19 protein-coding genes and 1 tRNA gene are annotated in these 24,609 nt (G+C 56.2%); 7 read left to right on the top strand and 13 right to left on the bottom strand.

Features of this window, described 5'->3' with window-relative positions:
• Nucleotides 1-28 precede the first annotated feature (28 nt).
• A complete protein-coding gene (locus DSL70_RS18700) occupies nucleotides 29-607 on the top strand; it encodes a TRAP transporter small permease subunit (RefSeq protein ID WP_205563341.1) in 579 nt (192 codons plus the stop codon).
• Nucleotides 607-1,929: a TRAP transporter large permease gene (locus DSL70_RS18705; RefSeq protein WP_119309497.1), complete on the top strand. Its 1,323-nt coding sequence runs from the start codon at nucleotides 607-609 to the stop codon at nucleotides 1,927-1,929. Before DSL70_RS18700 ends, DSL70_RS18705 begins: the two co-directional genes overlap by 1 nt.
• A gap of 152 nt (nucleotides 1,930-2,081) precedes the next feature.
• Here the strand turns inward: DSL70_RS18705 and DSL70_RS18710 are convergent, their stop codons facing one another.
• Nucleotides 2,082-3,119 carry a LacI family DNA-binding transcriptional regulator gene (locus DSL70_RS18710; protein WP_119309498.1) on the bottom strand — a complete coding sequence of 346 codons (1,038 nt, stop codon included), beginning with the start codon at nucleotides 3,117-3,119 and terminating at the stop codon, nucleotides 2,082-2,084.
• A gap of 174 nt (nucleotides 3,120-3,293) precedes the next feature.
• Entirely contained in the window at nucleotides 3,294-4,328 is a 1,035-nt protein-coding gene (locus DSL70_RS18715; protein ID WP_119309499.1) for an L-idonate 5-dehydrogenase, read from the bottom strand.
• A 297-nt stretch (nucleotides 4,329-4,625) separates the two neighbouring features.
• On the opposite strand from DSL70_RS18715, the gene DSL70_RS18720 reads away from it, so the two are divergent.
• Together DSL70_RS18720 and DSL70_RS18725 are read left to right on the top strand one after the other, a co-directional pair.
• Nucleotides 4,626-5,354, top strand: a complete 729-nt coding sequence (locus DSL70_RS18720) for an SDR family oxidoreductase (RefSeq protein ID WP_245418279.1) — start codon at nucleotides 4,626-4,628, stop codon at nucleotides 5,352-5,354.
• A gap of 22 nt (nucleotides 5,355-5,376) precedes the next feature.
• Complete coding sequence (locus DSL70_RS18725; protein WP_245418280.1) at nucleotides 5,377-5,871, top strand: gluconokinase; 495 nt, start codon at nucleotides 5,377-5,379, stop codon at nucleotides 5,869-5,871.
• A gap of 546 nt (nucleotides 5,872-6,417) precedes the next feature.
• Here DSL70_RS18725 and DSL70_RS18730 read toward each other — a convergent pair.
• Nucleotides 6,418-6,492, bottom strand: a tRNA-Glu gene (locus DSL70_RS18730).
• 76 nt (nucleotides 6,493-6,568) lie between these two features.
• Nucleotides 6,569-6,943 carry a hypothetical protein gene (locus tag DSL70_RS18735; protein ID WP_119309501.1) on the bottom strand — a complete coding sequence of 125 codons (375 nt, stop codon included), beginning with the start codon at nucleotides 6,941-6,943 and terminating at the stop codon, nucleotides 6,569-6,571.
• Here DSL70_RS18735 and DSL70_RS18740 point away from each other — a divergent pair.
• Together DSL70_RS18740 and rpoH are read left to right on the top strand one after the other, a co-directional pair.
• Nucleotides 6,942-7,976, top strand: a complete 1,035-nt coding sequence (locus DSL70_RS18740; protein WP_119309502.1) for an RluA family pseudouridine synthase — start codon at nucleotides 6,942-6,944, stop codon at nucleotides 7,974-7,976. The two genes, DSL70_RS18735 and DSL70_RS18740, sit on opposite strands and share 2 nt — an antisense overlap.
• 111 nt (nucleotides 7,977-8,087) lie before the next feature.
• Entirely contained in the window at nucleotides 8,088-8,978 is an 891-nt protein-coding gene (rpoH, locus tag DSL70_RS18745; RefSeq protein ID WP_119309503.1) for an RNA polymerase sigma factor RpoH, read from the top strand.
• A gap of 179 nt (nucleotides 8,979-9,157) precedes the next feature.
• On the opposite strand, the gene DSL70_RS18750 is transcribed toward rpoH, so the two are convergent.
• The 5 genes from DSL70_RS18750 to DSL70_RS18770 form a co-directional block, all read right to left on the bottom strand.
• Entirely contained in the window at nucleotides 9,158-10,747 is a 1,590-nt protein-coding gene (locus DSL70_RS18750; RefSeq protein ID WP_119309504.1) for a hypothetical protein, read from the bottom strand.
• A 79-nt stretch (nucleotides 10,748-10,826) separates the two neighbouring features.
• A complete protein-coding gene (locus tag DSL70_RS18755) occupies nucleotides 10,827-12,122 on the bottom strand; it encodes an adenylosuccinate synthase (protein ID WP_119309505.1) in 1,296 nt (431 codons plus the stop codon).
• 481 nt (nucleotides 12,123-12,603) lie between these two features.
• Nucleotides 12,604-14,193, bottom strand: a complete 1,590-nt coding sequence (gene serA / locus DSL70_RS18760) for a phosphoglycerate dehydrogenase (protein WP_119309506.1) — start codon at nucleotides 14,191-14,193, stop codon at nucleotides 12,604-12,606.
• A gap of 144 nt (nucleotides 14,194-14,337) precedes the next feature.
• Complete coding sequence (locus tag DSL70_RS18765; protein WP_119309507.1) at nucleotides 14,338-15,501, bottom strand: phosphoserine transaminase; 1,164 nt, start codon at nucleotides 15,499-15,501, stop codon at nucleotides 14,338-14,340.
• Nucleotides 15,502-15,836: 335 nt separating this feature from the next.
• Complete coding sequence (locus DSL70_RS18770; RefSeq protein ID WP_119309508.1) at nucleotides 15,837-16,598, bottom strand: outer membrane protein; 762 nt, start codon at nucleotides 16,596-16,598, stop codon at nucleotides 15,837-15,839.
• 339 nt (nucleotides 16,599-16,937) lie between these two features.
• Here DSL70_RS18770 and DSL70_RS18775 point away from each other — a divergent pair, with 339 nt between their 5' ends.
• A complete protein-coding gene (locus DSL70_RS18775) occupies nucleotides 16,938-17,852 on the top strand; it encodes a DMT family transporter (protein ID WP_162916905.1) in 915 nt (304 codons plus the stop codon).
• A gap of 170 nt (nucleotides 17,853-18,022) precedes the next feature.
• Here DSL70_RS18775 and glmM read toward each other — a convergent pair whose 3' ends face one another.
• The 4 genes from glmM to ybgF all read right to left on the bottom strand — a co-directional run bounded on the left by glmM (nucleotide 18,023) and on the right by ybgF (nucleotide 24,349).
• Nucleotides 18,023-19,372, bottom strand: a complete 1,350-nt coding sequence (glmM, locus tag DSL70_RS18780) for a phosphoglucosamine mutase (RefSeq protein ID WP_119309589.1) — start codon at nucleotides 19,370-19,372, stop codon at nucleotides 18,023-18,025.
• Nucleotides 19,373-19,702: 330 nt separating this feature from the next.
• The gene (gene ftsH / locus DSL70_RS18785; protein WP_119309510.1) at nucleotides 19,703-21,631 is read right to left on the bottom strand and encodes an ATP-dependent zinc metalloprotease FtsH; all 1,929 of its coding nucleotides are present in this window, start codon (nucleotides 21,629-21,631) and stop codon (nucleotides 19,703-19,705) included.
• A gap of 254 nt (nucleotides 21,632-21,885) precedes the next feature.
• On the bottom strand, nucleotides 21,886-23,337 hold the full coding sequence (tilS, locus tag DSL70_RS18790; RefSeq protein WP_162916906.1) for a tRNA lysidine(34) synthetase TilS: 1,452 nt from the start codon (nucleotides 23,335-23,337) through the stop codon (nucleotides 21,886-21,888).
• Complete coding sequence (gene ybgF, locus DSL70_RS18795; RefSeq protein ID WP_162916907.1) at nucleotides 23,324-24,349, bottom strand: tol-pal system protein YbgF; 1,026 nt, start codon at nucleotides 24,347-24,349, stop codon at nucleotides 23,324-23,326. The genes tilS and ybgF overlap by 14 nt, the downstream gene beginning before the upstream one ends.
• Between the last annotated feature and the right edge of the window lie 260 nt (nucleotides 24,350-24,609).

Here is a 24,609-nt window from a genome sequence, read left to right on the forward strand (position 1 = left end):
TCTTCCAAAACAACCAAGCGGCAGATCATTGATCTGCCGCGCACAAGCAGGTTTAAACATGCTCAGCAGGTTTGCGCAATTTTCCGAGTTGATCGATAAGCTCATCATCAGAATTGGATATGTCGTTACTTGGCTATTCTTTGTGATTGTTGTCATCGGCTTCTATGAAGTCATGATGCGATATGTCTTCGATTCACCCACTTTCTGGGTCCATGAAACAACCACCTTTATTGTCAGCATCGGTTTGCTTTATGGCGGCGTCTATTGCTATGCGGATGATCGCCATATCGCCATGACCTTTCTGGTCGACGCCCTGAATCCCAAGACGCGCTGGTATTTCGACATGGTCGTCCATCTCCTGGTTTTCGTCTTCACCCTGATGATGCTGTATGGGGCCTACCTGAATGCCAAAGATGCCTTCTTCAGCTACTCCGGCGAACTCAAGTTGCAGACGTCAGGCAGCGCCTGGGATACGCCGTTCCCGGCATATAACAAAGGCTTCTTCTTTGTCTCCTGCATCATATTGAGCATTTTGAGTGTCCTTCACACTCTGCGTCATCTGGCCAATTTCAATAAAATCATGAACGCCAAGGAAGGAGACGCATAATGCTTATGTCTTTGGGTATCGGCTGGGTCACGTTGATGATTCTGGTCAGTATGATCGTTCTGCTCCTGCTGGGCATGCCTCTGGGCTTCATGACCGGTTTCGTGGCGCTTGGCGTGTCCTATCTCTGGTTTGACACGACACAGATCATGCAAATGGTTGCAGGCCGGGTCAGCGACTTTACGACAGGCTATTCCTTCGTTGCTGTGCCGATGTTTGTACTCATGGCCTCAATGCTGGACAAAACCGGCATTGCACGGGACCTTTACAACGCAATGCGGGTTATTGCCGGACGTCTGAAAGGTGGCATTGCAGTTCAAAGTCTGGTCGTAGCGGTTGTCTTGGCCTCCATGTCCGGCATCATCGGCGGCGAGGTCGTGTTGCTGGGCATGATTGCCTTGCCGCAAATGCTGCGCCTTGGGTATCAGAAGAACCTGGCAATCGGCACCATCGTTGCCGGAGGGGCACTTGGCACCATGATGCCTCCTTCAATCGTTCTGATCATATACGGTTTGACCGCAAACGCCCCGATCGGCAATCTGTTTCTGGCGGCAGTGCCTGCAACGGCAATTTTGGCAGGGATGTATGTTGTATACACCTTGATTCTTTGCAATGTGCGTCCTGATTTTGGGCCCGCCATGAGCAAGGAGGAAATGTCCAACCTTACGCGGTCGGACATGATCAAGATTGCCAAGGACATCTTGATGCCCCTGTTGATCGCAGGCTGTATCCTGGGCTCCATTTATGCTGGCATCGCATCTGTCACGGAATCGGCCTGTATGGGTGTGGTTGCTGTTCTGGTTGTGGCAGCCCTGCGCCGGGAATTATCATTTTCCATAATCTTCGGGGCTTTGCTGCACACGATCCGGACGGTTGGCATGATCATCTGGGTTGGTATTGGCGCAACCATGCTGATCGGCATCTATAACCTGATGGGTGGTGACCAATTCGTCTCCAACATGATCCTGTCACTTGATATTGCCCCCCTCACCGTCATTCTTTTCATGATGCTGATCCTGATTGTGTTGGGCATGTTCCTTGACTGGATCGGCGTTGCAATGCTGACCATGCCAATCTTTGTGCCGATCATAACCCAGCTTGGTTATGACCCGGTATGGTTCGGCGTCCTGTTCTGCGTCAACATGCAGGTATCTTTCTTGTCTCCCCCCTTTGGCCCTGCAGCATTCTATCTCAAAAGTGTTGCTCCAAAAGGTATCGAGCTTACGGATATCTTCCGATCGGTTTGGCCATATATCCTGATGCAGATCGCTACGATTGCAATTATTATTGCTTTCCCGGGCGCCATCACATTCATGTATAAGTGACCAGATGGCGACAATCGGAGTTGTCTTTTGAACCTGACACCCCGCTAGCAAAATGGCCTGAACATCTCTGTTCAGGCCATTTTTGCTTCGATGCAACCGGGTCGCCCCGTGTCGGTTACCCGTATCATGTGCCAGTGCTTTGGACAAGCGGCTCAATCTTTCTGACGCGTTGAACCCCGCAATTTGAGAGAAGGTACAACCTCGATAATTTCACGCGCATCCAATGTGCTGTCCTCATCTGCAGAAATGTTGAGCACACGTTTAAGCAACTCATTGGCCTTCCTGGCCAAGGAGTTCGGATCGACCCCAATCGTGGTCAGCGATGGTCGGCAATAATGCGCAATATCAAAATCGCCAAAGCCTGCAACCCCGATATCGTCAGGCACTGAAAGCCCCATCTCCTGCAGAGCGGTCAACACTCCGAAAGCAGCTGGATCCGATGCGCAAAAAATACAATCCGTGTCAGGAAATTCTTCCATGACCTTCTTGCAACAGGCCACCCCAGAAGCAATATTGAACGGTCTGGCACCCTGATAGACATGCCGATCGGATGGTAAGCCAGCTTGCTCAAGCACGGATTGAAAGCCACGAAACCGCTCAGCATTCCTTGAACTCAGGGCTCTGGTTTCTCCGATAAAGGCAATCTTGCTATATCCAAGATCCAGAAGAGAGCGGGTCAGGGTCTGGGCGGCTTCGAAGTTGGAGAAACCAACAACATGCTGAATTGGTTCATGTGGCCTTTCCCAAAGCTCAATGACCGGTATGCCCGATTTTTCAAGCAGGCTACGGCTTTTCTCAGTGTGCCCGTCGCAGCTCAATAACATGGCTTCCGGACGTCGTCTGAGAAACGATTCCACCAGCTCTTCCTCCTTCTCCGCACTATATCCTGTGTGCCCGAGAAGGACTTGCATGCCCACAACACTCAACTCTTCATTGAGGATCTGAACTGTGCGTGCAAAATGCGGATTATCCAGCGAAGGGATCAGAACGGAGACAAAGCCGCTTTTTCTGGAAGAAAGGCTGCCCGCGGCCTGATCCGGCACATAGCCCAGCTCCTGAACGACATCCAGAATGCGTTTTCGGGTTTTGGCATTTACGACGCTGTTCTCTCGCAGAGCGCGCGAGACGGTCATTCTTGAAACCCCTGCCGCATCGGCCACATCCTGCATTGTGACTTGTCGGATCGCCATTGTTTTGTCACGCCTCGCCGTTCGTTTCCTCCCGATTGTCTTAGCGTGAGAAGAGACGTGTGTCGATTGAACTTTTCATAGGGAAGCGCGAAAAAGCGAATTCAAATAGGCGGTTTTCCTTGATGCCCCCTCTCTGCGACGGGAGGAATTGTCCAGAGAGGGAGCATCTGGCCCTTAGGCGAAGGAGAGCTGAACCTTCATGGATTTCTTGCGATCCCGGGCGACCTCGAAGGCGGATGCCGCATCGTCAATCGGATAAGTGCCGGTCAGAATTGGTGTCAGATCAATCCGACCACTTCCGATCAATTCAACAGCCCAGGCAAATTCTTCATGGAAGCGAAATGCGCCGCGCACCTCTATTTCCTTCGAGACAATCATGTTCTGAGGGATGGTGACATTGCCGCCAAGGCCCAATTGCACCAGAACACCCGTCGGACGGATCATCTGATAGGCCGAGACCATGGCAGCCTGACTGCCAGAACACTCGATGACAACGTCAAACTGCCCCTTGCCTGCCTCATAGGCGGCTATTTTTTCAGGCTGAGCCGCAATATTCACGGTGTCATCTGCGCCAAGCTGCTTGGCTTTTGCCAATGCTTCGTCAATCAGGTCTGTTACCACCACCTCCAGCGCACCATGCAGTTTTGCCGCCGCAACGACGAGAGCCCCAATGGGGCCACAACCGGTGACCAGCACCCGTTTGCCAATCAACGGGCCAGCGCGTCTGACCGCATGCAAGGCAACGGAAAATGGCTCGGCACAAGCAGCCTGATGGACATTGGTGCCTTTGGGAAGAACGTGGCATTGCGATCCGAGGGCAACAAGCTGCTGGCTAAAGGCGCCCTGAATGTGCGGAAAAGGCATGGCGCTACCATAGAAACGCATGTTCATGCAGTGGTTGTACATTGCTTTGCGGCAATACTCACACTCCCCACATGGACGGCTCGGGCTGATTGCAACCAAATCGCCCGGCTTCGCATTCGTGACATCAGAACCAACTTCCAGAATGGTGCCCGCAACCTCATGGCCAAGTATCATGGGTTCCTTGATGCGCACGTCTCCAAAACCGCCATTGTTGTAGTAATGCAGGTCTGATCCGCAAATCCCGCCGGCACCAATTTTGATCAAGACTTCCCGGCTGCTCATGTCAGGCAGGCTGGCCTCTTCGATCCTGACATCCTTGGGCCCGTGGCAAACAACTGCTTTCAATTCTTCCTCCTGCTGCTCTTTCGTTAATCAGAGCATTGAAAATAAAATAGAAAAGTCTTTTCCTTGCCATTATCAGTGATAGGGAGCGGCAAACATAACGACATGAATGCAGCTTTATATCACATAGCATGGACTTAGATTGACCTTGACATCCACAAACCAGTAGTAGATGTTATCGATAACAATAATGTTATCAATGGGAGGTCAATATGCAAGTGTTTTCTGCATGGGCCGATAAGAGGAAAGGGAAGATCAGTGAATATCGATGAACTTTTTGGCTTGAAAGGACACCGTGCATTGGTGACTGGATCCGGGCAGGGCATCGGCTTCCAGCTGGCTTGCGGATTGGCAGAAGCTGGTGCAGAAATTATACTCAACGATATTGCCGAAGATCGCCTTGAAAACGCAGCTCAAAAACTGACCGATATGGGAGCAACCGTTTACAAGCTGCCATTTGACGTAACCGACGCCAATCTGGTTGCCGAGAAGATCGACACCTTCGAAGCTGAAGTCGGCCCGATCGACATCCTGGTCAATAATGCTGGCATGCAATATCGCGCACCGCTGGAAGACTTTCCTGAAGACAAGTTTGATTTTCTGATGAAGCTCAATGTGAACTCTGTATTCTATGTCAGCAAGGCAGTCGGTAAACACATGATCGCGCGCAAGGCAGGCAAGATCGTCAATATCTGTTCCGTACAAACCGCTCTGGCAAGACCATCGATCGCACCCTATACCGGCTCAAAAGGCGCAGTTGCCAACCTGACAAAGGGAATGGCAACGGATTGGGCGCGTCATGGCTTGCAGATCAATGGGTTGGCTCCGGGCTATTTCAAGACCGAACTGACCTCTGCCCTGGTCGCTGATGCCGACTTCACCGCTTGGCTCAGCAACCGCACACCGGCTGGCCGCTGGGGTGATGTCAGCGAACTGGTTGGAGCTTGCGTCTTCCTTAGCTCCAAAGCCTCATCTTTTGTGAATGGACACGTGCTTTATGTCGATGGCGGTATCACAGTTTCAGTCTAGCGCTCTGCCGGTGATAATCGTCATGGGCGTGTGTGGATGCGGCAAGTCATCGGTTGGCGAGGCTCTGGCCCAAAGACATGATTTGCCATTTCTGGATGCAGACGACTATCACCCCAAGGCCAATGTCGACAAAATGTCAAAAGGCATTGCCTTGCAGGATGATGATCGCTGGCCCTGGTTTGAAATTCTCTCCAGAGCGATTAACGAAAAGTCAGCCCAGTCTGGTAGCTGCGTGTGCGGTTGCTCGGCATTGAAACGTAGCTATCGCCGCTATTTGTCAGAACACATTGATCATCCGGTGCTCTTCGTCCATTTGCACGGCAACAAGGAGTTGCTGTTTGAGCGCATGTCCGCCCGCAAGGATCACTACATGCCTCCGAGCCTGTTGGAGAGCCAGTTGGCGACTTTGGAACAGCCCGAAAGCGATGAGAATGCGATTGTCGTTTCGATCGATCAAACCGTTTCAGACATCGTCGAAGAGACTGAGCGTGCCTTGACCCTCGACGCACGTGATTGATCTGGCCATCGTCGCCAAAACAAATTTCCGGGAAGGACGAGCTTCCCCTTCCCGGACGCGACGGCCTCAGAACGATCCCGGAATCGCACCTTTCCAGACATTCTTTGAATTGGCCGTTATGTCCCGGGCATCATTGTGCGGCTTCAGCCCGTCAGCCCGTTTCCGAAAAATGTCCAAGACTTTGCAAGACCTTACGGCAACCATGATGCTTGTCAGGCCTGTTGCTTCTGCCATACCGTTGAACTGAAGCGTGTCTGACAGGAAAGATCGGGGTTTGAGGCTCTGGCAATTGCTAAAGGGCAGATCATGCCATCACCAACACTGAAGGCGGCGAGTAGGCGTCATGCGACCCGCCCAATATTTTCGCCCGTAGAATTGCCAGCTCCCCCCAAAAAATGCACGGCATTGGACGCGAAAAGCCCTCAAAGCACCCCCCCCAAATACAATAGCTGACGATAAGATGGCGAGGTAAAAAGGATATCCCCATCCCCCAGATAACACAAAAGCCCTCGCAACTCAGTAAGTTGCGAGGGCTTTGGGTAGGATTGGTACGCCCTACGGGACTCGAACCCGTGTTACCGCCGTGAAAGGGCGGCGTCCTAACCGCTAGACGAAGGGCGCTTAGCAATCGGTGAGGCGGTTTATAGAAAGCTTTGTCTCAAAGCGCAAGAGACGAATTTGACGAATCTGTGAATATTCAGTCGGCCTGTGGAATAAACTCGATCCGACGTGTCACTGCACCGGATTTCTTGTCCACGACCATCAGCGATGTCATGTCATTGCCGTCCACCAGAAGATAAACCGTGCCGTTTTCGACAAGCATCGAGCGGATGCTCTCGCCAGCCTTCAGTTGATTGCCCGTTGCCACCACATTGGCTTGACCATTTCCGCCACTTTCATTATTGGCTACGCTCTTGTAAACAATAACTCCAAGAATGGAAAAGATGCCAAGACCCATGATGAGAATGGAAGAGACGACCATCATGCGTATCTTGCGCTGAACATCCAGCATTTCCGGGCTCTGAAAGGACTCATCGCCGGGCATTTGTTCGTCGTTGTTTTGTTGCACCATGTCTGACTCTACTTCTGCTAGTGAAAATGAAATCCTGACTTTCGATGTCGATGAAGCCGATGCCGGAAAGCGCCTGGACGCCTATATTGCTGAAAAGGAAGACCGCCACTCCCGCTCCCGCCTCAAAAGCCTGATCAAGGAAGGCCAGGTTTCCATTGCCCGCCCGGATCAGCCGGAGCGGACGATACTGGAGCCGAACCAGCGGGTCAATGTGGGGGATCGTATAACGCTCACCCTGCCCCCACCCGAAGATCCGACGCCAGTGGGCGAGGACATCCCGCTTGAGGTCATCTACGAGGATGACGAGCTGATTGTCATCAACAAGCCAGCCGGCCTTGTCGTTCACCCTGCGGCTGGCAACTGGACCGGCACGCTGGTCAACGCCCTTATCCATCACTGCGGCGACAGCCTCTCGGGCATTGGCGGCGTCAAGCGCCCCGGCATCGTCCACCGGTTGGACAAGGAAACCTCGGGACTGCTGGTGGTTGCCAAGACAGACGCCGCCCACAAGGGCCTCAGCGACCAGTTTGCCGACCACGGACGCTCCGGGCCGCTGGTTCGTGCCTATCAGGCTCTCGTCTGGGGCCAGCTCAAGAGCAAGAAGGGCACCATCGACACCCAGATCGGCCGCTCCCAGCACAATCGCCTCAAGCAGAAGGTGCTCAAGAATGGCGGCCGTCAGGCCATCACCCATTATCGGGTGCTGGAGGAATTCGCCTCGGAAGGTGAAGTGCTGGCCTCGCTGGTCGAATGTCGTCTGGAAACGGGGCGCACCCATCAGATCCGTGTACACATGGCCCACATCGGTCACCCGCTCATTGGCGACCCGGAATATGGTCAGGGCTTCAAGTCCAAACTCAACAAACTGCCGGACACGCTGGCACGCCATATCGAAAAGAGAAAGCGACAGGCATTGCACGCCGGTCTGCTCGGCTTCGCCCACCCCATTACGGGTGAAACCATGACATTTCTGAGCGAAATGCCGAAAGATTTACAAAATGTAATGAAAGCATTGAAAAAAATGTCGAATTAATCGAGTTAAGGCCCTGTAATTGTCGTAATTCTGTCTATATTGGGTATGTCCGCAGGCCTCCCGGCTGCGCAACTCGTCCTGCCGCATTGGGGGATAAGAGGAGTAATTCATATGGCTAAAGATTCTTCAGGTAATGTTCCAGTGCTCTCCTCGGAAGGAGGATTGAGCCGGTATCTTAACGAAATCCGACGTTTTCCCATGCTTGAGCCGCAGGAAGAATACATGCTGGCCAAGCGTTACACCGATTATGGCGACAAGAATGCCGCCCACAAACTGGTGACCAGCCATTTGCGTCTGGTGGCCAAGATTGCCATGGGCTATCGCGGCTATGGTCTTCCCGTCAGTGAAGTCGTCTCCGAAGGCAACGTCGGCCTGATGCAGGCCGTCAAGCGCTTTGACGCAGACAAGGGCTTCCGCCTTGCCACCTATGCCATGTGGTGGATTCGCGCCTCCATTCAGGAATATATCCTGCGTTCCTGGTCCCTCGTCAAAATGGGCACCACCGCCAACCAGAAACGCCTGTTTTTCAACCTGCGCAAGGTCAAGGGTCAGATTCAGGCGCTGGAAGACGGCGACCTCAAACCCGATCAGGTCGACTATATCGCCGAGAAGCTCGGGGTCAGCAACGAGGAAGTCATCTCCATGAACCGTCGCCTGTCGGGCGACGCCTCCCTGAACGCCCCACTCAAAGCCGACGGAGAAAGCGGACAGTGGCAGGACTGGCTGGTGGATGACAGCGACAGTCAGGAAACCGTTCTGGCCGACAAGGAAGAATATGATCACCGCATGGGTCTCCTGACCAACGCGCTGGATGTTCTCAACGACCGCGAACGGCGCATTTTCGAAGCCCGCCGTCTGGCAGAAAAGCCGGCAACCCTTGAAGAGCTGTCCGAAGAATTCAACGTCAGCCGCGAACGCATTCGTCAGATCGAGGTCCGCGCCTTCGAGAAGGTGCAGAAAGAGGTTCAGGACGCCGCTGCAAAAGCGCTCGAAGACGCCTGATCTCTTCCCTCTCCAAGCGACAAGCAACGCTTGCCATCTCACTATCCCATTTAAAAAGCCTGCCGCAGGACATCCTGCAGCAGGCTTTTTGGTATCACAGTCCAATTTGCCTTCGCCTTCAAGGCTTGCGCGGTAGCCGGGATCGGCTTTCCGCGTCGAGGCAGGCCACTACTTGTCCATTACTGGCCAGTCCAGGCCGCGATGGCATCAGAGATCACCTTGTCGCCAGCATCGCCCTTCTCCAGCGTCAGGATCGCACGGCGCCCCGACTGATACTGGATGGGAATATCGATCCAGCCGCGAAGGTGCAACAGTTCAAGGTTATACCGCTCTTCCCGCTCGCCGGACGTAAGGGCAACCCAGTGCAGATCATCGGCGATGCGGATGGCCGCCCCGACAAGTCCTTCACCACGGCTCTGTTCCGTCGGCTTGAGAATAAGGCCCGGAATCTTGACAATGGCCCGGGTCGGATCCCCATCCGAGCGAGAGGCAGAAATTTCGATGAGGTGAGAGGCTGGCAATTCAGCGTCCAGATTCTTCTTGATGGTAATGTCAAAGCTCATGCTCCGATCCGGGATCGTTGCATCAATCCGCACAACCGCATCATCGCCGGAACCTTCCAGCTTCCAGACCACTTCGCCACCACTGGCCGAGCCCGGTTCTCCATCGCTGCCTGGTTCCTCGTAAAGGATAGACCGCTGGGCCACCGGAACACTGGCGTTGTTGGCGCCAGTATCGTCAGCCGCAGTGGCATTTGCGGCGGTATCAGCAGGGGCAGCCGGAGCCGTCGCCGCATCAGCAGCGGCACCATCATCGGCAGCAGCACTATCGCCTGTTGCGGGTGGTGCCACCGTAATGGTTCTGACTGACTTGGCTTCCATGTCGGAAGCTGTGCCGTTCTGGCCGGGTTCGGTTTTGCCGATAGCCTGATCGGCACCAGCTTGGGTTTCGATCCGTGTGGTTACTGTCTCGGAGCCGGACGACAGGAAGGCATCCCTGTTGGCATAGAGCAGGTAGCCACTGCCCGCCAGAACACCAATCACAATGAGCACAATGGCGATCATGCCGAACTTCGGCTTTGTCACCCCTTCGCCATCATCGTCGGATGCATAGCCGGGGCGTTCGGAAACGCCTTCTTCAATACTGGGGCGCTTGTAGGTTTTCGACTGGGACACGACCGCGTCGCCAAGCGTTGGCTCGATACGGGCAGCCTCGCCACTGTCGCGCTCATCGCCGACAGCATCGGCAGCATCCCGCGCCTTGTTGACCGCCTTCTTGCTGGCTTCTCCCAGCGCATTGGCGTCACGCACGGCATTCTTGAGCACGTCCTGCCCGGCCCGGCGCACGACCTTGTCGGAAGACGACCGCGGCTCCGGCGGCTCGGATTTTGGCCGCTCCTTGGGAGCCGATGGCGCAACAGGGGCCACCTGTGTGGCAACTGCGGGCACAACCGCTTCAGCCCGGGCAGCGGGCGCGGCGTCCTGAACAGGCCCGCGCCCTGCATGTGTTTCTTCAGAGCCCGCAGAGACCTGAGCCGGTTCGGCAGCCTTTTCGCTGCTCTCGCTCAAATCCCGCTCGACGGCCCTGATCGCCTCCTCCAGCGCCATGCGCTGTTTGGAGATATCGGCTGGGGCCAATGGCGGATCCATATTCTGAAGCTTTGTCAAAAGCGCCTTGCGCGCCTTGTCGTAGATCGTCTGGCGCTGTTCCCGTGATTGGGACGGCACCGCCTCTACAGCCCGCTTCAAAATTGCGTAATAGTCCGCCATTTCCTATTCCATTTGCTTGTCCGCCGGAACCATCTGAACACAAAAGATCGCACCAACCAAGACAATAGGCAACCCCATGCTAGTCTTGATACGGATCCTGCACGAGAATCGTGTCTTCACGTTCCGGACTGGTCGAGAGCAGAGCAACCGGCGCGCCGATCAACTCTTCAACATGACGGACATATTTGACTGCCTGCGCCGGAAGATCCTTCCAGCTACGAGCGCCCGCCGTTGATTCCGACCAGCCTTCAAGAGTCTCATAAATCGGTTCCACCCGAGCCTGAGCCCCCTGCGAAGCAGGCAGATAATCGATTCGTTCTCCATCCAGCATATAGCCGACGCATATCTTGATTTCTTCCAGCCCGTCAAGCACATCCAGTTTGGTCAGGGCAATACCGGTGATGCCGGAGGTGCAAACGGTCTGGCGAACCAGCACCGCGTCGAACCAGCCACAGCGGCGTTTACGACCGGTGACAACACCATATTCATGGCCCTTTTCACCAAGGAAGGCCCCGACTTCGTCAAACAGCTCTGTCGGGAACGGCCCTTCGCCAACACGCGTTGTGTAGGCCTTGGTGATACCCAGAACGTAGTTGAGTGCTGAAGGCCCGATGCCAGAACCGGCAGCTGCCTGACCGGCAGAGGTGTGCGAGGAGGTCACGAACGGATAGGTGCCGTGATCCACGTCGAGCAGAGCGCCCTGCGCTCCTTCGAACAGGATCCGTTTGCCAGCCTTGCGCGCCTGGTCGAGAAGACGCCAGCTCTGGTCCATGAACGGCAGCACCTGGTCGGCAACGCTCATCAGTTCCTCGAAGATGTCTTCACGCTTGATTTCTTCCACACCGAGACCACGGCGCAGCGGGTTGTGGTGAGCAAGCAGACGGTCAATCTTCGCAGGCAGCGTATCAGGATCGGCAAGATCCATCACGCGCACGGCACGACGGCCAACCTTGTCTTCATATGCAGGGCCAATGCCGCGCTTGGTGGTGCCGATCTTGGTACCGGCAGAAGCGGCTTCCTCGCGCATCGCATCGAGTTCACGGTGCAGCGACAGAATGAGGGTGGCATTTTCGGCAATGCGCAGATTGTCGCGGGAAACCTTGACGCCCTGATCGCCCAGACGAGCGATTTCGGCGACCAGCGCATGAGGATCGAGCACAACGCCGTTGCCGATCACACCCATGGTGCCGGGACGGACCACACCGGACGGCAGAAGGCTGAGCTTGTAGCTGACACCATCGATCACCAGCGTGTGGCCAGCGTTATGGCCGCCCTGAAAGCGCACCACGATATCGGCTCGCTCCGACAACCAGTCTACAATCTTGCCTTTTCCCTCGTCGCCCCACTGCGACCCGACGACCACAACATTTGCCATCGATGCGAGCTCCTTTAATAACGTTATGTTTGAGAGGGATCGGCCCGATTGCTTCACAAAAGCAGACTAGGAGATAACGGGAAATCAGGCCGGGGCAAACACACCGGCCAACCCAATCCCATGGAAACGCGCCTTATCTGACAAGGCACACCCCTTGATGACAGAGTCCCGCCACCACAGGGCCAAAACCACCTCACCAAGCGAGCTGGACTATAGACAATTCTTTGATGTGAAGCGAGTAGGAAACCGACTTTTCAAGGCCTTGAACACCACTGATCCTACATATTTTTGCGCTTTTTTCTGCATTTGCACAGTAACGGACGGCCTGCGCCCGGATATCATCGTTCAAGGGCCACAAAACCGGTGCGAATCCACACGACATGGACTCAGCAAGCCATAGCAAAAGGGCGCTCCGAACCCGACAGATCCGGAACGCCCTTATGATATCTTGTGCGCAAGGCACAAAAGCCGAGAGATAGACCTAGACGGCGAACTTCAGGGCCTTGGCCTGAACCACGCCTTCCAGCGCCTCGATTTCAGCAATCACCTTGTCGCTGATCGTACCATCGATCTCGATCAGGGCGATGGCGTCGTCGCCAGCCTGCTTGCGGCCCAGATTGAAGGTCGCGATGTTGAGTTCAGCCTTGCCAAGCAAGGTGCCAAGACGACCGATGAAGCCCGGCTTGTCCTTGTTGGTGATGTAGAGCATGTTCTCGCCCAGCTCGGCTTCCATGTTGATGCCCTTGATCTGGATGATACGCGGCTTGGAATCGCCGAACACCGTACCAGCCACAGAGCGTTCCTGCCGTTCGGTCACCAGCGTCAAACGGATGTAGTTTTCATAGTTACCCTGCTGTTCGCGACGGGTTTCCTCGATGGTGACGCCCCGCTCCCGCGCAACAGCCGGAGCAGAGACCATGTTGACGGTCTGCAACAGCGGCTTGAGAACACCAGCCAGTACGACAGAGGTCAGCGCGCGGGTGTTCATCTCGGCAACATCGCCCTCATACTCGATGCGGATACCCTTAAGGCCGCTTTCGGTCAGCTGACCGGCAAAGGAGCCCAACTGATCGGCCAGCTTGACGAACGGCGTCAGGCGCGGAGCTTCCTCAGCGGTGATCGATGGCATATTGAGGGCGTTGGAAACGGCCCCGTTGACCAGATAGTCAGCCATCTGCTCGGCCACCTGAATGGCAACATTCTCCTGTGCTTCCGACGTGGAAGCGCCAAGATGCGGCGTGCAGACCACATTCGGCAGGCCGAACAGCACGTTTTCCTTGGCTGGTTCATTGGTGAACACGTCAAAGGCGGCGCCAGCGACCTTGCCGGACTTGATGGCCTCGGCCAGAGCCTCTTCGTCAACCAGCCCACCACGGGCGCAGTTGATGATGCGTACACCGTCCTTCATCTTGGTGATCGCCTCGGCAGAGACAATGTTGCGGGTCTTGTCGGTAAGCGGTGTATGCAGGGAAATGAAGTCGGCCCGCTTGAACAGATCGTCAAGCTCGACCTTCTCGACGCCCAGCTCAACGGCGCGCTCAGGCGACAGGAACGGATCGAACGCCAGAACCTTCATCTTGAGACCGACAGCACGGGTGGCAACGATGCCCCCGATATTGCCGCAACCGATGATGCCAAGGGTCTTGGAGGTGATCTCGACACCCATGAACTTGGATTTTTCCCATTTACCAGCCTGTGTCGAAGCATCGGCAGCCGGAATCTGGCGGGCAACGGCGAACATCATGGCGATGGCATGCTCTGCGGTGGTGATGGAGTTGCCGAACGGCGTATTCATCACGATGATACCGCGCTGGGTGGCCTTCTCGATGTCCACGTTGTCAACACCGATACCGGCGCGACCGATGACCTTGAGATTGTCGGCAGCAGCAATCACCTTTTCGGTTGCCTTGGTGGCAGAGCGGATGGCCAGACCGTCATACTGACCGATGATCTCGATCAGCTTGTCCTTGTCCTTGCCAAGGTCCGGCATGTAGTCAACCTCAACGCCCTTGTCCTTGAAGACCTGAACAGCGGTTGGAGACAGACTGTCGGAAATAAGCACTTTAGCCATGGGATTATCCTCACTGGTTTGCAACGCGCGCCAACTCCCCGGCGCTGCAGGCTGCATGAAACAAAATGTGATAACGGGATCTTGCAACGGCCCTGACTGGCAGGGCCGTCAATTCGGCCTTTGACACCAAAGACCCTGCTCTGATCAGAGATCTGCCTTTTCCTGGGCAAAGGCCCAGTCTAGCCACTGGGTCAGGGCCTTGAGATCAGCAGTCTCGATCGTGGCACCGGCCCAGATACGCAGACCGGTCGGTGCATCGCGATAGGCGCCAATATCATAGGCGACGCCTTCCTTTTCAAGGCGAGCAACCAGAGCCTTGGCAAACTTGGCCTGAGCATCGGCATCCAGCGCAGTAACATCCTTGTCCTTGATGGTAAAGCACACGGAGGTGTTGGAGCGGATGGCCTTGTCCTTGGCAAGGAAGTCGATCCAGTCGGACTGGTCGGCCCATGCTTCCAAGGTGGCAAGGTTGGCGTTGGCCCGTTTCATCAGACCGTCAAGCCCGCCGATTTCCTTGGCCCATTTGAGCGCGTCGATATAGTCCTCGACGCAGAGCATGGACGGCGTGTTGATCGTTTCACCGCGGAAGATACCCTCGATCAGCTTGCCACCTTTGGTCATGCGGAAGATCTTCGGCATCGGCCATGCAGGGGTGTAGCTCTCGAGACGCTCGACAGCGCGTGGCGACAGGATCAGCATGCCGTGAGCAGCTTCCCCACCCAGCACCTTCTGCCAGCTGTAGGTGACAACATCAAGCTTTTCCCAGTCAAGATCCTGGGCAAAGGCAGCAGAGGTGGCATCGCAAATGGTCAACCCTTCGCGGTCTGCTGCGATCCAGTCACCGTTTGGCACGCGCACACCGGAGGTGGTGCCGTTCCAGGTGAAGACAACGTCGCGGGAAAAATCAACCGCGCCGAGATCGGGGATCTGACCGTAGTCGGCCTTCATCACCCGCACATCGTCCAGCTTGAGCTGCTTGACAACGTCGGTTGCCCAGCCCGCACCAAAGCTTTCCCAGACGAGAATATCGGTACCGCGCGCCCCAAGCAGGGACCACAGGGCCATTTCGACAGCGCCTGTATCGGATGCAGGCACGACGCCAATGCGATAGTCGGCGGGAACGCCGAGCACTTCGCGCGTCAGGTCGATGGATTCTTGCAGCTTGGATTTGCCAAGTTTTGCGCGGTGGGAGCGGCCCAGTGGCGCATCAGACAGGCTGTCGAAAGACCAACCTGGACGCTTGGAGCATGGGCCAGAAGAGAAATGGGTATTGTTCGGCCGCACGGCCGGTGTAGTCATGTCGCTCATGAAAGCTACCCTCACAGATAGTTGCCTCTCGTTGGGGAGAGGTGTCCCACAAACGGGATTACTCCCCTTTTATGAAGGCGTCAAACGGATTTTCTGCGTTGAGCACCAGATTGCAACAGCCGTTGCCTTTTTGGCGCACAATAGGGCATCACAAGAGTGGCAATGGTTCACCAAATGATCCCGAAATCGAAAAAGGCGTTCACCAGAAGATGAACGCCTTCATCGAGAGGAGCTTTCAGCAAACTGCCAGACATCGTCTTGGTCCGACACCACCCCAATGATCAACAACATGTCGACGCGGGCGAGCTCGGGACTGACAGGCAGCTCAGCTCGATCTAGTTCAGGTCGTAGCGCAGACCAACGCGGAACTCATGCGCATAGAGGTCCTTGAACTTGACCGGGTTTAACTGGGCCGGATCCGACGAGTGGCCGGTTTCGGCGCGACCGAATGACATCAGGCGATAGTTCGCATCCAGTTTCATTCTGTCGCTGATATCGAAAGCAGCACCAGCCATCACGTTCCATGCAAAATTGAACTTGGCATGGTTGCCGAAAATCTGGGTGGTTGGATCGGAGCTGTTGTAATCGGTCGCTCTGAGATAGGCCACACCGGCACCGGCGCCAACGTAAGGCGTGATGGAGTTCCAGTGACCGAAGTCATAGTAACCATTCAGCATCAGCGTCCAGGCGCTGAACTTGACCGTTTCAGTGGTAGCAGCAAGGGCGCTGCAGCCGACGTTCGTACAGATCGCATCGCCGGAGTATTTTGCCTTGCCATGATAATCGAGGGTAATATCACCGCGAAGCTTGTCGGTGAAATAATAACCGGCACCAATCCCGGCCAACCAGCCGTTATTGATCTTTTCATTATAGAACTTGGGATCACTCCCCGCAGTAGGAAGCCAGGATCCATTGCCGCCAGCATAGGCGGCAACACCAAGGTCTCCACGCAGATACCATCCAGAGCCGATTTCAACGACGGCTTCGGGTTCGTATTCAATGACCGGCGGCGCAGGCAAATCCGCTGCAAAAGCAACAGAAGCTGACATAGCGGCCCCGAACACACTCAAAAACAGATTTTTTTTGAGGCTGCTCATCTCTTTTCCTCTCGACACAAAGGTTTGAACGTGAATTGGAGATTTCACTCAAGAGAAAAGATCACAGAATTTTCTTAATACTGGATTAACTACGATTATTAAACATAAATACATCAAGAAAACGTGACAAGGGTAATTTGGGATAGATAAATTTATGCAAATTGCAAATTTTATTCTTAACAAATTATTACCACATCAAGAACCGACAAGACGCCCAACCTCACAGAGCCGCGACGAAAGGTGCACTATGCATCCATTTTGGCCGCAATGCCTTGCCAACGCCGGGCCCAACCCGCTATAGCCAGTGCAGCACCCACCGTCACGGATTTCCGGGAAATCATGCAGACACATTCCATCCGCCATTGGCTCATTCTGGCCTTTCTCATCCTTTGCTGGGCATCGGCCATCATCCTGACGCGTGTCATCGCCACTGAACTCACTCCGATCTGGCTGACTGCGGCGCGGGTAAGCTCGGGTGCGGTCGCTCTCATCCTCTATCGCGTGCTGATCGTCAAGAAGCCGTGGTCGCTGGGTCGACATCACATCCCATGGGTCATCTGGCTGGCCCTCATCAGCTCCGCCGTGCCCTTTGTCTTTCTGGCCTGGGGATCACAATATACCAGCTCGGCCATCGCCGGTATCCTCATAGGAACGGTGCCGCTGTCGGTTCTGGGGCTGGCACACTTCCTGCTGCCGGACGAGAAAATGACCCGCAGCAAGGCCCTTGGGTTTCTCATCGGCTTTGCCGGTCTTGTGCTGATCATCAAGCCGGACAATGCTCCGTCCTCATCTGAGCACACCCTGCAACTGCTCGGTGAACTGGCAATTTTCTTCTGCAGCCTGTGTTACGCCATGAACACGGTGTCCTCGCGCATGATCCCTCCAGCGGACAATCTGGACAAGGCAACCGCTGTCGTTGCGACCTCTTCCCTGCTGCTGCTGATCGCTGGACTGGCGCTGGAACCGGTCGACACCCTGCTTGCCGCTCCGGCACATTTGTGGCTGATCCTCATCTATCTGGGCATCGTGCCAACAGCGCTGGCGACCCTTATGGTGTTCGTATTGCTGTCGCAGACCACAGCGACCTTTCTGGCCACCAGCAACTATCTGATTCCGATCGCCACAGCCCTCGGCGGCATCCTGTTTCTGGGCGAAAGTCTCACCTGGGTTGTCTGGCTGGGCTTTGCGATCATCCTCGCAGGCGTGGCCATCAGCAGCCGCCCCGGCAGGCGCGCAGGCAAACAGCAGGCGTGAAAAAGGCAGCTTAAACCAAACTGATCGCAGAATCAGAAAAGCCGCCCGGACAACCGCAGCGGCTTTTCTTCTATCGGCAATGAACACCGGGTCCAACTGAAGACCCGTCCATTCGCGCCCAAACAAATAGATGGAGCAAGTCAAGTGAATGCAAATGAACGCGACAAGCTCTAGGCCGCGCTGACCTTGCGCACCTCGCTGCAAATGTCATCAACCACCTGTTCGACCAGATCAAAGTCGTCGCCCTCAGCCATCACGCGAATGAGCGGCTCGGTGCCGGATTTGCGGATGACCAGCCGGCCATTGCTGCCCAGCTTGCTTTCACCGGCTTCAATCGCCTTTTTGACCGCCTCGGTTTCCAGCGGCGCGCCTTCCTGAAAGCGCACATTCTTGAGCAATTGCGGAACGGCCTCGAACCGGTTGCACACCTCGCTGACTGGCTTGCCCATCTTCACGACCACGGCCAGGATCTGCAGGGCAGCAATCAAGCCGTCACCGGTGGTGGAATAGTCGCTCAGCACGATGTGGCCGGACTGCTCGCCGCCCACATTGTAATGATGCTTGCGCATATGCTCGACCACATAGCGGTCCCCGACCTTGGTGCGTACCAGCGAAAGCTTGAGGCTCTTGAGATAGCGCTCGAGACCAAGGTTCGACATCACGGTTGCGACGATGCCCGGCGCCGTCAGCAGTCCTTCCCGGAACCAGCTTTCGGCAACCACAGCCATCAGCTGATCGCCGTCCACCACCGTGCCGGTCTCATCAACGATGATCACCCGGTCGGCGTCGCCATCGAGCGCGATGCCGATATCGGCGCGAACTTCCCGCACCTTGGAAACCAGCGCTCCGACTGAGGTCGAGCCACAGTTGTCATTGATGTTGAAGCCATTGGGATCGACACCGATCTTGACCACTTCGGCACCCAGCTCCCACAGTGCATCAGGCGCCACACGATAGGCCGCCCCGTTGGCACAATCGATAACCACGCGAAGCCCTTCCAGCGACAGATCCTTTGGCATGGTGCGCTTGGCAAATTCGATATAGCGGTCATAGACACTGTCGATGCGCTTGGTTCGGCCCAGCCGCTCCGGATTCACCAAACTGCTCAGCATGTCGGTTTCGATCAGTTCCTCGATCTCCGCCTCGATCTCGTCAGACAGCTTGTAGCCGTCCGGGCCAAACAGCTTGATGCCATTGTCCTGATAGGGATTGTGGGAAGCGGAAATCATCACGCCAAGATCCGCCCGCAGGGAGCGGGTCAACATGGCAACACCCGGCGTCGGTACCGGCCCCAGAAGGAAGACATCCATGCCCATCGCCGTCAGCCCGGCGGTAAGTGCGGGCTCCAGCATGTAGCCGGACAGCCGCGTGTCCTTCCCGATCACAACACGATGGCGGAAGTCCCCCCGCCGGAAAATCTTGCCAGTCGCCATACCGACCTTCATTGCAATTTCCGGCGTCATTGGAAAACGATTGGCGCAGCCTCGAATACCGTCCGTTCCGAAATATTTAGCCATCAGTCTCAACAAACCTTTCAAGCGGCAAAAAATTGGCCGACCGCACACGCGCTCCGCTCACGAAGCCCCCGGAGTGCCAGCCGTTCAATAAACATCCTGTAGCGGAGCGACTTTACCGAAGGACTCTCTAAGGTCCCGTAAATGCTTCGCCAGCCTCGGTTTCTTTATACGGCAATTCGGGCTGGAATTCAGGTTCACTTATTCAATCTTTGTTTCCTGTTGTTACATCCTGCCCAACCCTGCCAGCGCGCCGTGATGCCACAACAGCCCGGCAACAAGGCAACAAAAAAGCGCCCTCGAAGGGGCGCTTTCCTGTCTGTTTGTCTTGATCAATCAGGCCTCGGGATGCGGCTCGGCGCCACTCTGAGGAGCCTCGGGCTCGGGGCCCTTCTTGATGGTGCCTGCGGACGGCACGGCCGATCCTTTGGGAGCGGACGGTTCGTCATCGCTTTCGCGGATCGGAGGCGTACCTTCCAGAAGGTCGCGGATTTCCTGCCCGCTGAGGGTTTCATATTCCAGAAGTCCCTGCGCGATGATTTCCAGCTGATCCTTGTGCTCGGTCAGAATTTCCTGGGCCTTCTTGTAGCCCTCATCGACAAACCGCTTGATCTCTGCGTCCACCAGCTTCTGGGTGTCATCGGAGACATTCTGCTGCTTGGCAACCGAGTGGCCAAGGAAGACCTCTTCCTCATTCTCGGCATAGAGCAGCGGCCCCAGAAGATCGGACATGCCGAACTGCGTGGCCATGGCCTTGGAAAGGCGCGTTGCCATCTGGATATCGCCAGAGGCACCGGAGGTGACCTTCTCATAGCCGAAGATCAGCTCTTCAGCGACGCGACCACCCATGGCGACCGCAAGATCGGCGTAGCATTTGGCGCGGGTCAGCGACACCTGATCCTTTTCCGGCAGACGCATCACCATGCCCAGCGCACGACCGCGCGGAATGATGGTGGCCTTGTGGATCGGATCTGATGCAGGCATGTGCAGCGCAACAAGAGCGTGGCCGGCTTCATGATAGGCGGTGAGTTTCTTTTCCTCATCGCTCATCACCAGAGTACGGCGCTCCGCACCCATCATCACCTTGTCCTTGGCATCCTCGAACTCGGCCATGGAGACCAACCGGCGATCCCGGCGCGCAGCCAGCAGCGCAGCTTCGTTGACGAGGTTCATCAGGTCGGCACCCGAGAAGCCCGGCGTACCGCGAGCAAGGGTCTTCAGATCCACATCCGGTGCCAACGGCACATTGCGCATGTGCACCTTGAGGATCTTTTCACGACCAGTGATATCCGGGTTCGGAACAACGATCTGACGGTCGAAACGACCCGGACGCATCAGAGCCGGGTCAAGAACGTCCGGACGGTTGGTTGCTGCCACAAGGATCACGCCCTCGTTGGCTTCAAAGCCGTCCATCTCGACCAGCAACTGGTTGAGCGTCTGTTCGCGCTCGTCATTACCACCACCAAGACCGGCACCACGATGGCGACCCACCGCATCGATTTCGTCGATGAAGATGATGCAAGGGGCGTTCTTCTTGGCCTGCTCGAACATGTCGCGCACACGGGAGGCGCCCACACCGACGAACATTTCAACGAAATCGGAACCGGAGATCGAGAAGAACGGGACGTTTGCCTCACCAGCGATGGCCTTGCCAAGCAGGGTCTTACCGGTACCCGGAGGGCCGACAAGCAGCACGCCGCGCGGAATGCGACCACCAAGGCGCTGGAATTTCTGCGGATCACGCAGGAACTCGACGATCTCCTGAAGGTCTTCCTTGGCTTCATCAACACCGGCAACATCGTCAAACACGACGCGGCCCTGCGCCTCGGTCAGAAGCTTGGCCTTGGATTTGCCAAAGCCCATGGCCTTGCCGCCGCCCTGCATCTGTCGCATGAAGAAGATCCAGACCGCGAGAATGAGGATCATCGGGAACCAGGATATCAGAGCATTGAGCAGCGAGAAGCTCTCTGTCTGAGGTTTGGCAGTAATGGAAACACCATTTTCTTGCAGCAGCGGGATAAGCGTCGTGTCATTCTGCGGCAGATAAGTCTGGAAACTACTGCTGTCCGACATTTGTCCCGAGACCTGCTGGCCAACGATCGTGACAGCCTTGACACGACCCTGCTGCACATCAGTTACAAACTGCGAAAATGGAATCTCCTGAGAATTGGCTTGTTGCGCCGGGCTTTGAAACAGCTGGAACAATGCCACCAGCAACAGGCCGATGATGACCCACAAAGCCAGACTGCGGAAATTCGCGTTCATATGTTATCCCTTGGTTCCTCAGAAAGAGGATCGCTCTGTTCCAGAAAACGACCCTACTCTCTCTTCTGACTGGCCCGCAGTGAGCGCCTTGTAGCTTTCACACCACCCTCCGTCAGGCCAGAATTTCGCGGCAGCCAGAGAATTTCGTAAAATCCCGTCCGGCGCCCTTGATTATTCTTCGATGAATTTAGGGTCTCGATGGGAACTTGCCAAGGCAAGTCCCCCCCTTTTCTGCACTAATATAGTAATAAGATTTACTCTATCGTTTCATTTGACCCGAATTTTGCATCTTTTTCCTCAAATTCCAACACGATGCCTTCGATTGGTTCACCATTGGTCCAGTCCTTGACATGAACCGGCTGTCCCGCCAACCACACCGAAGGCAGCGCCTCAAGCGCCCCTCTGGGGATAGATGGCAGCCCGAACGCCTCCGCACTGAACCCGTGACCTTCTTTCACCAGCCACAGACGCCCCTCGGCACCGAGTGGCCGCAGCACGGGCCGCGCTGAGGAAACCGCCTCACAATCGCCGGAAATCCTCACGCGATAAAGCCCCAGCCAGTTCACTTCTTCGTCAACCGACAGCGGCAGCGTCTGAAGCTCCCTTCCCAGCTCGCGATACACCCACAACAGGCCGCCGACAGCCTCGAAGCAGCAGCCGCCAACGGTGCGCTTACCCGGCAGGCCCGTTTCTTGCGAGCTACCAAGTCCCTGCTCCGGCTTTTGGCACAAGGCCTCATCCAGCGCCATCAGCTTCTCTTCCCGCGGCGGATAGGAAGGCCCGGCCACAAAGCCGAGCATGGCCCGCAACAAGCGCAGGCGGATTTCCTCCGGCTGGGCCCGCAGATCGGCCAACGGCAGATAGAGGGAATGGCCTGGCCCTGCCGAAACAAAACGCCGGTAGAAATCCTGCACCATGCCGTCGAGCGCATCTTCCGCCCGTTGCAGACGGCGCGCCGTCGCGGCCAGACGGGCAGAATCGCAGCCCTCGGCGGCAAACATCGGCAGCATCGAGCGCACCCGCGTCCGCAGATAGCCCGGACTGCGGTTGCTCGGATCCTCGGCCCAAGTGATGGATCGGGCGACAAGACTGGCCACAAGCCGCGCCTTGGGGAAGCCCAACAAGGGCCGCAACAGGGTCACCGCCCCGAATGGCTGTACCGGTCGCATCGCCGCCAGCCCCGTCACCCCGCTGCCCCGCAGCAGGCGCATGATCAGCGTTTCGGCCTGATCATCCTGATGATGGGCAATCGCAATATGGCCACAGTCGATGGAACGGGCATGGTCGGAGAGCAGCCGGTAGCGCGCCTCGCGCGCCAGGCCCTGCACGTTGGAATGGGATTTTTCCCCTTCCCAGACGAGGGTCTGGTGGGGAAGGCCGCGCTCGGCAGCAAGGCGGGCCACATAGGCGCATTCGTCCGCCGCCTCTGGCCGCAAGCGATGATCAACGCTGGCCACGAATAATTGAATGGGAAGCCGGTTCCGCTGCAGCCATTCATGGCACAGCACCATCAGCGAAAGGGAATCGGCGCCACCGGACACCGCAAGCAACAACCGCCCAGGCACCGGACGAGCGCTCTCGTGGGGCGTCCGGGCATCTGTCGGCGGGCAGTCATCAGGAAAGGAAAAAACAGTCGTAAAGGCCGCGTCCAACTCGCCGTCGGTTAGCGGTTCACCCTCTGCGGAGTGATCTTCAGCATTTGGCACTTTGAATCTCGGCCCGGACTTTCTGGCGGATGGCAGAAGAAGCATTGGGGAACTTCTTCAACAGTTCATCATAGGTCGCACAAGCCGCATCGCGCTCGTTGATCTGACGCAGCGCCATACCGGTTCTCAGCAGCATGTCTGGCGACTTCTGGGCGTTGGGATATTTGGAATAGGCATCAAGGAACACCTGAATGGCATCCCGATATTTGCCCTGCTGAAACTTGGCTTCGCCCAGCCAGTAGAAACCGTCCGGAGCCCGGCGATCCTGACCATAGACGCTGACAAACTGCTGAAAGGCCTGTTCGGCGGCGACATAGTCGCTCTGCAGCATATAGCCATAGGCCAGATCATAGTCGGAATTCGGGTCGCCGGTCAGCCCACCCGATGGGCCTTGACCAAAAGACCCGTTATCGACCGGCGGGTTGACCGCACCGCCAAGCATTGACGACAGGTCGATGGGAGCCGAGCCGTTGACGCCGGGAGCCTGACCAATCAGGCCAGCATCGCCACCGCCATTGCCCTGAGGCATACTGTTTTGGGATAGCTGGTTCTGAGACAGGCTGCCAAGATTTTGCGGCGGGGTGCCAAGCTGGTCAAACTGCTGGGGCGCAGTCTGGCTTGGCGTGGTCTGGTTGCTGGACTGGCGACGCGGCTTTTTGCCCCCTTCCAGATCCTGGAAACGGAATTCGCTATCTTCCTGAAAACGCTGCAGTTGCTCCTGCAACTGGCGAATACGGAAATTGAGTTCCTCGATCTGGCCATTATACTGGCGCATCTGCTCTTCAAGCCGATCCACCCGAACCACGAGATCGGCAGCCGACTGGGCCACCTGCATGCTGTTTTCCGTCGGAGCAATCGGCATCGGCGGCATGGGAACCCCATGATTGGACGCCTGCGTTTCCAGCGCTCCGACCCGGTCGGCCAGCCCGTTGAGTGAAAAGTTGCTCGACGCAAAAGCGGCTCCGTTTCCGCTCACGATCAGAGCCACGACGGCAACCAAAAACCTGTTCATGAATTTCCTCATAAAATCAAATGTGAACCACTGCCCATAGCCCGCGCAGCGCATCCACGATCAAAACAGCCCGATCAGACGAATCCGACACTTGCCCGGGGCCGCAACATCCGAAGTCCGGACACCGGCCATCATGGCCCACCCACATCCATCAGGCAAACATGTCAGCTACACACATAAAGTGTGCCTGCGAATATAGGAAAATGTGTGGCACCATGCAACGAAACAAAAAGGACCGGCAAGAAAACCGGTCCTTCCAT

This window comes from Cohaesibacter haloalkalitolerans, from assembly GCF_003574655.1.
GTDB lineage: Bacteria > Pseudomonadota > Alphaproteobacteria > Rhizobiales > Cohaesibacteraceae > Cohaesibacter > Cohaesibacter haloalkalitolerans.